Raw genomic sequence first — 13,078 nt, forward strand, 5'->3', positions numbered from 1 at the left:
GGTCGGTGTTCTCCGCGCGCCCCCCGGCCGCCTTCAATGGCGGGCACTGCCCAGGGCCGCCACATGCGCGCCCCGACGGCCGAGGAAACGGGTGGAGCATGACAGTTGCCGATGTCGGTGTCCGAGTGGCCGAGCTAGGAGCGATCAAGGAGTCCGCCGGGCTGGGCCCGTCCCCGAGCGCCTCCGAGGCGCAGCACGCGCGCGGCAAGCTGACCGTGCGCGAGCGCCTCGACCTGCTCTTCGATCCGGGCACCTTCCGCGAGATCGAGCAGTTGCGCCGGCACCGGGCCACCGGTTTCGGCCTGGAGGACCGCAGACCGCACACCGACGGCGTGGTGACCGGCTGGGGCAAGGTCGGGGGCCGCCGGGTGTTCGTGTACGCGCACGACTTCCGGATCTTCGGCGGCTCGCTCGGCGAGGCCCACGCGCAGAAGATCCACAAGGTGATGGACCTCGCGCTGGCGGCCGGCGCCCCGCTGGTGTCGCTCAGCGACGGCGCGGGGGCCCGGATCCAGGAGGGGGTCACCGCGCTCGCCGGGTACGGCGGCATCTTCCGCCGCAACGTGGCGGCGTCCGGGGTGATTCCGCAGATCAGCGTGATGCTCGGGCCGTGCGCCGGCGGGGCCGCGTACTCCCCCGCGCTGACCGACTACGTGTTCATGGTGCGCGACATCGCGCAGATGTACATCACCGGCCCGGACGTGGTGCAGGCGGTGACCGGGGAGCGGATCAGCCACGACGAACTCGGCGGCGCGCAGGTCCACTCCTCCGTCTCCGGCGCGAGCGCCTTCCTCTACGACACCGAGGAGGAGTGCCTGGAGGAGGTACGGCACCTGCTGTCGCTGCTGCCCTCCAACAACCGTGAGATGCCGCCCGCCCTGCCCGCCGGCGACCCGGCCGACCGCCGGACCGGGGCGCTGTCCGAGCTGGTCCCGGCCGACCCGGCACGCTCGTACGACATGCGCGCGGTGATCGAGGAGATCATCGACGACGGCGATCTCTTCGAGGTCCACGCCCACTGGGCGACCAACATCATCTGCGGGCTGGCCCGGCTCGACGGCCACGTGGTGGGGATCGTCGCCAACCAGCCCGCCTCGCTCGCCGGGGTGCTGGACATCCACGCCTCGGAGAAGGCCGCCCGCTTCGTGCAGACCTGCGACGCCTTCAGCATTCCGCTGGTGACGCTGGTGGACGTGCCGGGCTTCCTGCCGGGCAGCGACCAGGAACACGGCGGTGTCATCCGGCACGGCGCGAAACTGCTGTACGCGTACTGCGCGGCCACCGTGCCCCGGGTGCAGGTGATCCTGCGCAAGGCGTACGGCGGTGCCTACATCGTCATGGACTCCCGCTCGATCGGCGCGGACCTGTCGTTCGCGTGGCCCACCAACGAGATCGCCGTCATGGGCGCCGAGGGCGCGGCGGGCATCGTCTTCCGCCGGGAGATCGCCGCCTCGGACGACCCGGAGGCGACGCGCGCGCAGCGCGTCAAGCAGTACCGGCAGGAACTCATGCATCCCTACTACGCCGCCGAGCGCGGCCTCGTCGACGACGTCATCGACCCGGCCACCACCCGGCAGGTGCTCACGGACGCACTCGAGGTCCTGCGGGCGAAGCACGTGCCGCTGCCCGAACGCAAGCACGGCAACCCGCCGTTCTGAGCCCGATGAGCGAGCGGGCCGAACCCGACGTGAAGATCGTGCGCGGCGCACCGGACGGCACCGAACTGGCTGCCGTCCTCCTCGCGCTGCTCGCCGCCGCCCGGCAGCCGGGCGACGGTGGTCCGCAGACCCCGGCGCCTGCGGCCCGGGCCGACTGGGGTCCCGCCCGCGGCTGGCGTCCGCCGGGCACCTGGACCGCCCGGTGAGCCGGACCCACCGCGAGCCGGCCGGACCTCCCGGCCTCCCCCGAAAGGACACCGACCGACGATGACGCGTACGACCCTGACCCCTTCGACCCTGACGGCGACCAGCACCTGGCTGCGCCGCTTCCACCCCGCCGAGGACGCCCCCGTACGGCTGTTCTGCTTCCCGCACGCGGGCGGCTCGGCGAGCTGGTACTTCCCGGTGTCGCGGGCCCTGTCCCCGGACGCCGACGTGCTGGCCGTGCAGTATCCGGGCCGCCAGGACCGCCGCCACGAGCGGTGCGTCGACGATCTGCACGAGCTCGCGGACCGGGTCGTCGCGGAGCTGCGGCCGTGGTGCGACCGGCCGGTGGCGCTGTTCGGGCACAGCCTGGGCGCGTCCCTGGCCTTCGAGGTGGCGCGGCGGATGGAGGCGGCCGGCGATCCCGCACCGGTGGCGCTGTTCGCCTCGGGGCGCCGGGCCCCCTCCCGCCCGCGCGCGAACCAGCTGGTCCACCTGGCCCCCGACGCCGAGCTGCTCGCCAGGATCAAGGGGATGAACGGCACGGACCCGGCGGTCCTGGCCGACGACGAACTGCTGCGCTCGGTGCTCCCGGCGATCCGAGGCGACTACAAGGCCGCCGAGACCTACCGCTACCGCCCCGGCCCCGCCCTGACCTCGCCGATCACGGTGCTCACCGGGGACAGCGACCCCGAGGTGACCGCCGAGGAGGCCGCGGCCTGGGCCGACCACACGGACGGCCCCTTCTCCCTGTACCGCTTCTCCGGCGGCCACTTCTACCTCAACGAGCACGCCACCGAGGTGATCGCCCTGCTCCGGGGCGTGCTCGCGTAGCCCGGCGTTCCGGGACCGGATCGGCGGACAACCCGCACGAGTCGGCGCGTTGGCGTACGCAAAATGATGAAACCCGATCGGCTGTGGGGCGTTAGAGAGGTGGGCCGCCGTTCGCCCGTGGTGCAGACGAGAGTACGAGGAGCACGATGAGAGACCCGAAGCCGGTCGGACGCGGCCGGATGAAGCTGGCAGCCCGATGCCGGGTGGCCACGGAGGCCCCCGCCTTCGGGTTGGTCGTCTTCTGCGCGATCCTGCTCAACGCCGCCCTGATGGGCGTGGAGACGTACAGCGGGCTCGCCGCGGACCACCGGCAGCTGCTGGAGGCCGCGGAGAACTGCTGCCTCGCCCTGTTCAGCCTGGAGATGCTGCTGCGCATCGGCGCGTGCGCGGACCGGCCGAAAGCATTCTTCCGCGACCCGTGGAACCTCTTCGACCTCGCGGTCGTGGCCTCGGCCTTCGTCCCGCTCGTACGGGAGAACACCACCCTGCTGCGGATGCTGCGGCTGGCCCGCGTCCTGCGCACCGCGCGCTTCCTGCCGCACCTGCGCATCCTGCTGATCGCCGTCGGCCGCAGCCTGCCGGGGACGGCCAGCTTCCTGTTCGTCGGCGCGCTGGTGCTGTACGTGTACGCCATGGTCGGCTGGGTCTGCTTCGCCGACTCCGACCCGCAGCACTACGGTTCGGTGGGCCGCGCGATGCTCACGCTGTTCCTGCTGACCACCCTCGACGGCCTGACCGACGCCGTCCGGGCGGGGCTGCAGATCTCCCGGCTCAGCATCATCTACTACGCCTCCTACGCGCTGCTCGCCTCCTTCGTGCTGGTGAACGTCCTCATCGGAGTCGTCCTCAACTCCCTCGACGAGGCGCGCGAGATCGAGGACGCGGCCAACCGCGACCTGAAGCAGCCGGGTCCGCCGCCGACCGACGCGGACGTACGGGACCGCATCGCGACGGCCCGCCGCGCCCTGGACGAGATCGAGGCGACCCTCACCACGGCGGACGGCCGCCCGCCGCGGCAGCTGGAGGCCTCGCACAGCGGGCCCTGAGGGGGCGGGCTCACTCCTTCCCGGAGTCGAGCAGGCGGATGTCCCACGTGCCGTCCGGGCGCATTCGGGTGTCCCAGCGGCCGTGTTGGCCGGTGAGACCGTCGTGCGGGCTCGTCTGGAGCCTCAGGCCCTCGAAACGGACCCGGCCCCGGAACGTGGCTTTCCCGAAGTCCACCGGTCCGTCGAACACGGCACCGGTGGACACCAGCCCCTGCTCCCATGTCGCGGACGCGAAGGAGACGGGTCCGGCGAAACCGGCCCTGCTCAGCCCGGTCAGGCCGCGGAACACGGCGCGGGAGAAATCAGCCCTCCCGGCCACTTGCATCCCGTTGAGGTCGGCCGAGGCCTCCAACACGGCCCGGGCGAAGGAGACCTCGTCCCGGAAGACGCTGCCCGCAAAACCCGCCAGGCCGCCGAAGACCGTACGGCGGAACCTGGTCGCGTGGTGGAAGCGGCAGCGGTCGAAATCGCCGACGCCGAGGAACACCGCACCGTCAAAGGAGGCCGGCCCGGCGAAGGTGGAGCCCCCGAGCCTGGCCCGCCCAGCGAACTGTGCCCGGACGAATGAGGCTCGGGCGAGGAACTCGGCCCCTTCTTCGCTCCAGTCGTCCACGAAGGCCGCGCGGTCGAAGTCCGCCGGACCCAGCCTGACGGGTTGCGAACCCGACTCCCGTAGCACTGCCAGGAGCCGCCGGAGCAGCCCCCGATCGAAGGTGGTGCCCCTGAGGTCCACCGGTGAACCGGGTCCCAAGGTCCCCAGGTACACGTACTCCTCCTGAGGCTCCAGATGGGCCAAGCAGCTGTCGTACCCGGGCAGCCTGATCCCGATGCACCCGGCAGGGAGGGTCTCGGAGACGCCGAGGCCGCAGGTCGGCCAACCGATGCCCTCGACCTGGAGCTCACCCGCTTCCGTCAGGGCGTAGCCGAGTTCGACGGGGTCACCGGTGCACACCCAGCCCTCCGCCTCGCGACCGAGCGGCGCGAGCGAGCGCAGCGCCGTGGGTCCGAGCAGCTCGCCGAGGTCCTCGTACAGGGAGTGGGACAGGGCGATGGCGAGGTCATCCGACAGCAACCGGTGCCGGTTCATCCCGGGGTGTCGGACGATCCGGCGCGCCTCGGACATGATCTGCCCGCGGCTCTCCGTGGCAATGGTCTCAGCCGGCCCCACGGCCACTGCCACACGGACGGAAGGGTGCATGCCCTCCATCCCGCGTCCGCCGAACAGGGCCATGACCCTGGGTAATTCGGACAGCAGCCGTCCGGCCTTGCCGAGGGCACCGGGCGATTCCAGCAGCACGAGCATCGGCGCGCCCTCTTCACCACCGACCAACCGCCCGGGAATGTCCGCGTCCCCCATGAGCCGCATCATGAGTTCTCTCGCCTCCGCGATCGGCGAGCTTCCGATCGGGTACACGCCGTCGTCACCGGGCAGCACCGCCAGGCACACACCGGAGTCCTCCGCCGCGCGGGCCTGCCCGTGCTCGGCCAAGGCGGCCCGGAAGCGCGGGAGTTCCCGCAGGGCGCGGCCCGACAGGAACACCATGCGGTCCGGCCAGACCCCGTGCACGACGCCGACCAGCTCGCCGGCGTGGGAGACCGGGCCGCCGCGGTAGTGCGTCCAGCTCTCGGGCTCGGCGGAGAGCCGGACGAGCTCGCCGTTGCGGGCGCCGTCGTTCGGGACGACCTCGCCCGTCAGCGCCACGGATTCCCCCCGGTCCGTACGGCCGTCGACGCGGACCCGCGCGGTCCCGGTGTCCGCCTCCGCCCAGGGCAACGGCTCCGGCCGGGCGGCCCGGTCCGCCAGGTCCTCGTCGGCCAGCAGCAGGGAGACCCGGGGCAGGGCGTCGTCCCACCACACCGGGCGGCAGGAGACCTCCCGGGCGCCGGCCCGCACCCAGGCGACCGCACCCCGGGAGAGCGGGGCGTCGCCGACCGTGAGCACCAGCCGCGGCGTCAGCAGGGTGCCGACCTCCTGGGGCTCCGGCATGGTGTCGTAGCGCACGCGTACGACCCGCTCCCGCAGGCCCGGCTCCTGCGGCGGCCCGGCCGCGAAGGGCAGGGCCTCGTCGGCCACCGCGCGGCGGCCCGTTCCCCCCGGGGTGACCCGGACCGCGGTGAAGTCGGGTGCGGGCCGCCGGTTGCGGGACATGAACTCCCAGACGCGGCGGCGCACCAGTTCCCGTACGGCGGCCACGTCCCCGCGCAGCTGCGAGCCGAGCAGGGCCTCCCGCACCCCGGGCAGGAACTCGAACTCCACCTCCTCGGTGCGCTGTTCGGCCCCCCAGGGGGCGAAGAGCCCGCCGAGGGCGACCTCCGCGAGGTGGCCGTGCTCCGAGTCCCGCAGCAGGGAGCGCCGCACCAGCGTCATCACCGGCAGGGTCAGCGGTACGGCGGCCAGGTGGGCGGCGAGCTGCTGCGCGGTCGGGGAGGCGCTCGCCCGGAAGCGCTCCACCACCTCCAGCGCGCTGCGGGCGCCGGCGGGTGCGGGATCCTCCGGTGTGCTCGTGGCCCCCGGCTCGGCGTCCAGCCGCAGGCAGGCGAGCCGCCGCCACCGGCCGTCGCCGGAGACCACGCGCACCAGCCGGGCCAGGCTGCCCGAGGCGATGCCGACCACCGGTACGACGGCCGCGACCGCTGCGGCGCCGGCGCGGCGGCGGCCGGCGCCGGACCGCCGGGTGGCCGGGACCCGCTGCCAGGAGCGGGTGGCGGCCGCCGGCCGGTCCGCGCGGACTGCGAAGGGGACGGGCCGGACGGCGCCGCGCGTCCAGAGCCGTTCGGGCAGGACGTTCAGGACGGCGACGGCGTTGTGCGCGCACCAGTGCCGGAGCACGCCCTGTACGGGTGCCTCCCGCCAGCCGCCCGCCACGGTGTCGGAGAGTACGAGGATCAGCCGGCGGCCAGCGGGGTCGGCCAGTTCCAGCGGGTTGCGGGGCGGGCCGCCGCGGCCGCGCGTGAGCATCGGGGTGGCGCCGGGCCCGGTGCCGGTCAGTTGCCAGGTGCGTACGTCGCGGAAGACCCCGCTGCGGGTCAGGACGCCGCGGAGTTCGTCCACGAGGTCCGACCACAGCAGCATCGAGTGGTGCGTGTCGACGACCAGCGCCAGGTCCAGCCAGCGGCTCTCGGCGGGCCGCAGCACCGGGGTCGGCACCATCCGCTCGATGCTGCGCTCCACGGTGAGCTGCTCGTCCAGTTCCTCTCCGGGGCCGCCGATGGAGCGCCGGCCGACGGGGCGCAGGGAGCGCATCAGGGCGAGCGGATCGTCGAGGGAGGCGGCGCGGGGCAGCCGTACGGGCGCGCCCCGGCGGCCTCCTGCGCCGTCGGCCGGCTTTCCGGCGGGGTCGCGCGGGGCGGCCGGGAAGAGCTGGACGGCGGGCGGGCCGTCGTCCGGGCGGTCGGGCCCGGGTGGCGCGAGCGCGTCGGGACCGGCCTCGGGCGGGGCCGGTTCGGGGACGGGCGGCTGCTCGCCCGGCGGGCCGGCGGCGGGCGTGCCGGGCGGGCGGGCCCCGCCGGGGTCCACCCGGGCCGCCAGCCACAGGATGTCGGCGATCTCCTCCACGCCGGCACCGGTGCGCGGGCCGCCGTCCTCGGCGCCCTCGGCGAAGGCGGCGAGCAGCCTCTCGATCACGCCGTGGGCCCGGTCAGGTGCTGCATGACGGTGGCGAGGAAGCGGTCGCGGTCCCCGGGGGCGGACCAGGCGCCGGCGAGGCGCAGTTGGATGGCGTTGAGGAGCTGGTCGGTGGCGAGGTCCCCGTCCTCGGCGCGGTCGAGGAAGCTCTGGACGAGCTCCTGGTACTCCTCGCCCGTCTCGATGTCGACGCCCAGCCGGCGGCGCACGATGCGGGCGAGCTTCTCCGGTCCGGGCGGCTCCAGGTGGAGGCGCACGCAGCGCCGCAGGAAGGCGGGCGGGAAGTCGCGTTCACCGTTGCTGGTGAGGACGACGACGGGGAAGTACCGGCACTGGACGCGGCCCTGGGTGATCCGCACGGCGGCTTCGGGGTCGTCGTCGGTGCCGATGGCGACGGTGGGGTCCTCCTGGGCGAGGCGGGCGAGTTCGGGAATGAGGAAGCCGCCGTCCTCGAAGACGGTGAGGAGGTCGCCGGGCAGGTCGATGTCGCTCTTGTCGATCTCGTCGACGAGCAGGATGCGGGGCCGGTCCTGCGGCAGCAGCGCGGTGCCGAGCGGTCCGAGGCGCAGGTAGCGGGAGATCGACGGGGCGGCGGGGGCGGCGGCCGGTGCGGCGGCGGGGACGGCGGCCGGGCCCGGCGGCGGCGGTGCGTCGGCGGCGGTCGCGGGGTGCGCGCCCGGCGTGCGCAGCTGCTCCAGCCCGGCCTCCTGGAGCCGTCCGATGGCGTCGTACAGGTACAGCCCGTCCCGCAGCACGGTCCGGCTGGTGATCGGCCAGTGCAGTACGGGGCCCAGGCCCAGGTCCGTGGCGATGCTGGCCGCGAGCGTGGACTTGCCGACGCCCGGCTTCCCGGTGATGAGCAGCGGCCGGCGCAGGTACAGGGCCGTGTTGACCACGTCCTTCTCCGCCTCGTCGGGTACGTAGCCCACGCCGCGCCGCCAGGTGCGCTCCCAGGCCGGCCCTTCGCAGCCCGGTGGCTCGTATCCCGGGTCGGGGGTGCCGGTGAAGTCCCGCCAGGGCGGCGGGGATCCGGTCTCCAGGCGGGTGCGCCGGTCCGCGCCGGGGCCGCTCCCGTGGTACAGCCACCAGTCCTTCGCCACTGCCTCTGCCTCCATCGTCCGTGTCGCGGTCTGTCGGTGGTCGGGGGGTCAGGCCAGGGACCGGAGGCCCGGCACGTCGTCGGGATCGTCCCACAGGAGCACCAACTGGTCTCCCCCTGCCGGAGGTTGGCGGGCGCGCGCGGCGGCCTTCGCGGCCGCCCGGCGCACGGCCCGCACGCGTGCGGGCAGGTCCAGTACGTCGAGTGCGCCGGGTCGGGCCGGCCGTCCGGCCCGGCCGGCGCGAGCAGGTCGAGGAGCGCGGGCGCCGGTACGCCGCCCCCGCGCCGCCACACGGCCACCGGGACCCCGCCTTCGAGCACGGCTTCCAGCAGTCCGGCGTGCGGCGCCGCCGCCGTGTGCGCCAGGACGCAGGCGGGCGCCGGGCCGTCGGCCAGTTCCAGCCCGAGCGCGTCCGTGACCTCGGCGTCCTCCACCACCCGGACGGCGTCGTGGTGCCGGCCGCCCTGGGCGCACAGCCACCGCCAGGAGGTGTGCCATTCGGCCCGGGTGTCCGCCCTCTCCTGCGGGCAGCGCACCACCACCTGGTGGAGCTGGCCGAGGGCGCGGGTCCGGCCGGCCGGGCCGTGGGGCACCGGCCACTGGTCGAAGTCGGCGTCCAGCAGCTCGTACGGCACGTGGAACTCGATGCGGTCCACCGCGCCGTTCGTCCGCCGGCCGTCCTCTCCGCCGCCGCCCGACGTCGCCCCGATGAGGGCCAGTTGCCGTACGAGCTCCTCCCGTACGGCGTCCAGCCGGACCGGCGCGTCCTCGGACTCCCATATGTGCTCGGTCCGTTCGCCGTGCAGCCACATCCGGGCGAGGTGGCCGGGGCCGCCGCCGGGCGGCGCCTCCAGCCGTACGTGCACGACCGTCGTGCGCGCCGCAGGCGGGGGCGCGGGCACCGCGGGCAGGCGGAGGCGCTCGCGGGTGGCGTGCACCCAGTCCGTCAGCCGGCCCTCCCAGGCCGCGTCGCCCGCCTTGGCGGCCCGGTCCGCGAGGAACCGTACGAAGGGCACGGCCAGCGGCATCCCGCCGCGCCCGCCCTGGCGCTCGTCCAGGTCCTGGACCACTTCCAGGAGGCTGTCCCCCGGCAGGCCGCCGCGCACCGGGGTGGCGCAGCCGGCCACCTTGAACGCCCACGCGTAGGCCTCGTACGCGCCGCGCGGCAGTTCGCGGCCCTCGAAGAGCTCGCCGAGCCCGTCCCAGGCGCGCTGGTCGAGGCGGGCGGCCCGGGGCAGCCGGGGCCCGGGCAGCTCGTCGTCGAGGAAGGAGCAGGCGTCCCAGTCCCGGTCCACCACGAACTGCGGCAGCTGCCAGCCCTCGCCGCGCTCGCGCAGCTCCTGGAAGGCGCGGTGGATGCTGAGGGCGGCGCCGGGCAGCCCGCTGACGCCCTCCCGCAGGGACCGGTGCCCGATCTCGCCGAGCAGAGCCTCGGTGAAGCGGCCGGCCCCGCGCTCGGCGTCGTTCTGCGCGGCCTCGCCCTCCCGGGAGGCGTAGAGCCGGAACTGGCGGCGGCCCGGCACCGAACTGCCGCCGCCGTAGTCGGTGGTGCCGAAGTTCCACCGGGCGTCGCGGGGCGCGTCGACCCGGCAGGAGTCCACGAGTGCCGCCTGGAGCGGGAAGCGGCGCGGTTTGACCAGGTCGGTCCGCCACCAGCGCAGCGCCGAGTCGAGGTTGAGGTGTCTGATCTGGCCGCGGCTGGCGTCGGCGCAGGGCAGCATCAGCTCCTGGCGGGGGCCGAGGTAGCCGTGGCCGGCCCAGAAGATCCACAGCAGGTCGCCGTCGCACTGCGGGAGTTCGTCGAGCAGCACCGCCTTCACGTTCTCCTCGGTCGCCGGGCGGTGCGTCGTCCGCAGGGCGGCCATGGCCGGCGTGTCCGTCCAGTCGAGGTCGTCCGGCGCGTCGAGCGGGGACAGCAGCAGCCGTACGTTGCCGGCCGGCACTTCGGCGGGACCGGTCAGCCAGCGGGCGAAGCGCAGGGCGTCGCGGGCCGGACCGCGCAGGTTCCAGTGGTGGCTGATCTCGTAGCGCTCGACCCCGGCGACGAGCGCGAAGGTGCGCCGCGGCCCGAGGGCCGCGGGCAGGAAGTCGGCGGGCGTCACCCGATCTCCGCCTCGGCCACCGCCTGTTCGATCCGCTCGTAGAGGGAGTCCTGTTTCCAGTAGGCGCTGTGGCAGGCCGGGAAGGGCTGGCGGCTGCCGACCTCGTGGTCGGTGACCCGCGGGTCGCCGGGGAAGACCGGCCCGGCGAGGTAGGAGAGCACGTCCTGGCGGTCGTAGACGTTGAGCCAGCGCGGGAAGCCGTACGGGAGTTTCGCGCCCGGTTCGAGCGCGGCCAGCGCGCCCAGCTCGTGGAGGAAGGGGGCCTGGGAGCCGACGGTGACGAGCAGTTCCGCCCCGGGGAGGGCCTCGCCGCGGGCGGCGGCGAGGGCGAGGAGGTCCACCAGGGCGATCCCGCCGAGGCTGTGGCCGATGAGTACGGTCGGCGCCGGGTCGGCGGCGATCCTGGCGTGCAGGAACGTGCGCAGGTCGTGGCCGCGGGCCTGGTAGCGCAGGATGTCGCCGAGCGCGGGCGTGGCGCCGACGGTGAGCGAGCCGCGCCAGGCGTTGAGCAGGGGCTGGGTGGTGACCCGCAGGGCGAGCCGGCCCAGGACGGCGGCCGCGCGGGCGCCGGGCACCCGGGCGTCGCCGCCGAGGCGGGTGGTGAGCAGCTCGACGAGGCGGTCCCGTTCGGCGCCGGTGCAGTCGGCCTCGGCTCCGGCACGGGCCAGCGCGGCGGCGGTCACGGCGCGGGCGAGGGCGGTGGCCAGCTCCCGTGCCTGTGGTTCGTCGGCGGCGCGTTCTCCGGCCCGGGCGGCCTCGGCGGAGCGGGCGGTGGTCTCCAGGCCGGCGGCGAAGCCCGCGGCGAGCCCGGTGCCGTGGAGCAGTGCGCCGAGCTCGTCCCCGGCCCGGGGCGGCGCGGGCGGCAGTGCGGCCAGCAGCCCGAGCACCCGGGCCCCGGCGGACTGGACCCCGGGCATCGCGAAGCCGTCGTCCTCGGCGTCGTCACCGTCCGCGCCGTCCCGGCCCTCCCAGCCGGCCTCGGCGAGGACGCGCAGCTCGCACAGCGGGTCGGCGAGCAGGAGCGCCCATTCTGCCGTCTCGGCGTCCACCGGGTCGGGCTCGGCGTCGGGACCGGGCCGCCGCAGTCCGGGGACGGACCGGCCGCCCGCGCCGAGGGTCGCGCCGAAGCGGTCGCCCCAGTAGCAGGATTCGACGGCCGCGTCGGGGAATCTCGCCGTCAGCCGCTCCCGGACCAGGCCGAAGAGGCGGTCGTGCCGCTCGCGCCGTACCCCCGTGCCGTGGACAAACAGAAAACGCATCGTCGCCCCGCCCCCTCGTACAGTCGCCCCCGCCCGCACCATAGCGTCGTGCGGGCAACAAGGTGCGCGGAAGCGGAAGTTCGGAGATCCCGGGGCTCCGGGGCCCCGGGGGTTCAGCGGCCGCGCGGCACCACCGTCGCCAGGACCTGGGGCAGCGGGTACCAGTCGGCGGAGACGATCGAAGCGTGGCGGCCGGCGAGGAGCCCGAGGCGGTCGCGGGCCTGTGCCTCGGTGGGGCGGGTGGAGTCGATGGCGGGGGCGACGTTGTGGGCGTCGGTGGCGATCAGCAGATAGTGGTTGCGGTCGTACCAGCCGGTGTCGACGGAGCCGGAGGCGTACGCGCTCGCGTCCCCGTCGAAGACCACGAACCAGGGGCGCAGCGACACGTCGGCGTAGCGGGTGCGCGGGTCGCCCGCCTCGGCCCGGTGGACGGCGGGGAAGGCGGCGGCCTGGCCGAGGCGGCCCTGGGCGGCGAGGGTGCGCAGGTGGGTGGCGTACTCGCGGTCGGTCCACAGGGTGTCGGAGCCGTTGCCCTCCTCCAGGGTGCCGGGGATCAGCTCCACGATGAACTTCCCGGCGAGGGCGGCCCGGCCGGGCCAGGCTCCGGCGCGGGCTGCCGTGTCGAGGTCGGGGTGTCCGGCCGCGAGCCGGCCGGGGCCGTAGACGGCGTCGCCGAGCTTGCCGGTCAGCAGCGCGTCGAGGTCGGCCGGGCCGCGCCCGAGGTTGGCGGCGAAGCCGTCCTTGAGCTCCAGCTTGAGGACGACCGGCCGGTGGCCGGGGTGGGCGTCGTGCCAGCTGCGGATGTCGGCGAGGCAGCCGGCGAGGTTCTGGTTGCGGGCCTTGGTGCGCAGCTGGGCCGGGGTGGTGGCGTTCTCGCAGTTGTTGTCGTTGCCTGGGGGTCCCCCCGGACGGAGTCTGGGGGAGGGTTGCTGTGCGAGACCCGCCAGGAGCTGCCGAAGAAGTTGGTCCACACGTCGAGTTCGAGCATGGCGGCGCCGGAGTCGAGCGCGTCCGCGAAGTAGGGGTACTTGGCCTGGTCGTAGGCGTTGTGCACGCCGACGCCGGTCGATCCCGCGTACGGGAGGTCCTCGGCGGTGCCCGCGACGCGGGACGCGGCGGCCTGCGCACCGCCCGCCGCACCGGCCGGCGCCGTGCCGAGCACGAGGGCCACGGCTGCCAGTCCGGCGGTCACCGCGCCCGCCATCCGGTTCCGCAATCTCATACCCTGGCTCCTGTCGATCAAGGTGGGG

At 74.9% G+C, this 13,078-nt stretch carries 7 protein-coding genes and 2 pseudogenes; 4 read left to right on the forward strand and 5 right to left on the reverse strand.

The window, feature by feature from the left end; genetic code table 11:
• Positions 1 to 98: 98 nt before the first annotated feature.
• The 4 genes from AB0D29_RS25465 to AB0D29_RS25480 all read left to right on the forward strand — a co-directional run bounded on the left by AB0D29_RS25465 (position 99) and on the right by AB0D29_RS25480 (position 3,742).
• A complete protein-coding gene (locus tag AB0D29_RS25465; RefSeq protein WP_362857341.1) occupies positions 99 to 1,658 on the forward strand; it encodes an acyl-CoA carboxylase subunit beta in 1,560 nt (519 codons plus the stop codon).
• Positions 1,659 to 1,663: 5 nt separating this feature from the next.
• On the forward strand, positions 1,664 to 1,864 hold the full coding sequence (locus tag AB0D29_RS25470; RefSeq protein WP_362857343.1) for an acyl-CoA carboxylase epsilon subunit: 201 nt from the start codon (positions 1,664 to 1,666) through the stop codon (positions 1,862 to 1,864).
• 61 nt (positions 1,865 to 1,925) lie between these two features.
• Complete coding sequence (locus AB0D29_RS25475) at positions 1,926 to 2,696, forward strand: alpha/beta fold hydrolase (protein WP_362857345.1); 771 nt, start codon at positions 1,926 to 1,928, stop codon at positions 2,694 to 2,696.
• 146 nt (positions 2,697 to 2,842) lie between these two features.
• A complete protein-coding gene (locus AB0D29_RS25480; RefSeq protein WP_362857347.1) occupies positions 2,843 to 3,742 on the forward strand; it encodes an ion transporter in 900 nt (299 codons plus the stop codon).
• 10 nt (positions 3,743 to 3,752) lie between these two features.
• Here the strand turns inward: AB0D29_RS25480 and AB0D29_RS25485 are convergent, their stop codons facing one another.
• The 5 genes and pseudogenes from AB0D29_RS25485 to AB0D29_RS25505 form a co-directional block, all read right to left on the reverse strand.
• Complete coding sequence (locus tag AB0D29_RS25485) at positions 3,753 to 7,367, reverse strand: pentapeptide repeat-containing protein (RefSeq protein ID WP_362857349.1); 3,615 nt, start codon at positions 7,365 to 7,367, stop codon at positions 3,753 to 3,755.
• The gene (locus AB0D29_RS25490) at positions 7,364 to 8,467 is read right to left on the reverse strand and encodes a MoxR family ATPase (RefSeq protein WP_362857351.1); all 1,104 of its coding nucleotides are present in this window, start codon (positions 8,465 to 8,467) and stop codon (positions 7,364 to 7,366) included. The genes AB0D29_RS25485 and AB0D29_RS25490 overlap by 4 nt, the downstream gene beginning before the upstream one ends.
• Before the next feature lie 284 nt (positions 8,468 to 8,751).
• Positions 8,752 to 10,332 (reverse strand): annotated as a pseudogene (locus AB0D29_RS25495) (hypothetical protein); the annotation flags it as partial.
• A 233-nt stretch (positions 10,333 to 10,565) separates the two neighbouring features.
• Positions 10,566 to 11,828 (reverse strand): hypothetical protein, encoded by a 1,263-nt coding sequence (locus AB0D29_RS25500; protein ID WP_362857353.1) that lies wholly within the window; start codon positions 11,826 to 11,828, stop codon positions 10,566 to 10,568.
• Positions 11,829 to 11,941: 113 nt separating this feature from the next.
• Positions 11,942 to 13,032: pseudogene (locus tag AB0D29_RS25505) on the reverse strand (phosphatidylinositol-specific phospholipase C domain-containing protein).
• Between the last annotated feature and the right edge of the window lie 46 nt (positions 13,033 to 13,078).

The organism is Streptomyces sp. NPDC048424 (assembly GCF_040651555.1).
Taxonomy (GTDB): domain Bacteria; phylum Actinomycetota; class Actinomycetes; order Streptomycetales; family Streptomycetaceae; genus Streptomyces.

Bases quoted from the DNA above. Each gene is read 5' to 3' on its own strand.
- AB0D29_RS25465 (WP_362857341.1), top strand. From the start codon at position 99: ATGACAGTTGCCGATGTCGGTGTCCGAGTGGCCGAGCTAGGAGCGATC.
- AB0D29_RS25470 (WP_362857343.1), top strand. From the start codon at position 1,664: ATGAGCGAGCGGGCCGAACCCGACGTGAAGATCGTGCGCGGCGCACCG.
- AB0D29_RS25475 (WP_362857345.1), top strand. From the start codon at position 1,926: ATGACGCGTACGACCCTGACCCCTTCGACCCTGACGGCGACCAGCACC.
- AB0D29_RS25480 (WP_362857347.1), top strand. From the start codon at position 2,843: ATGAGAGACCCGAAGCCGGTCGGACGCGGCCGGATGAAGCTGGCAGCC.
- AB0D29_RS25500 (WP_362857353.1), bottom strand. From the start codon at position 11,828: ATGCGTTTTCTGTTTGTCCACGGCACGGGGGTACGGCGCGAGCGGCAC.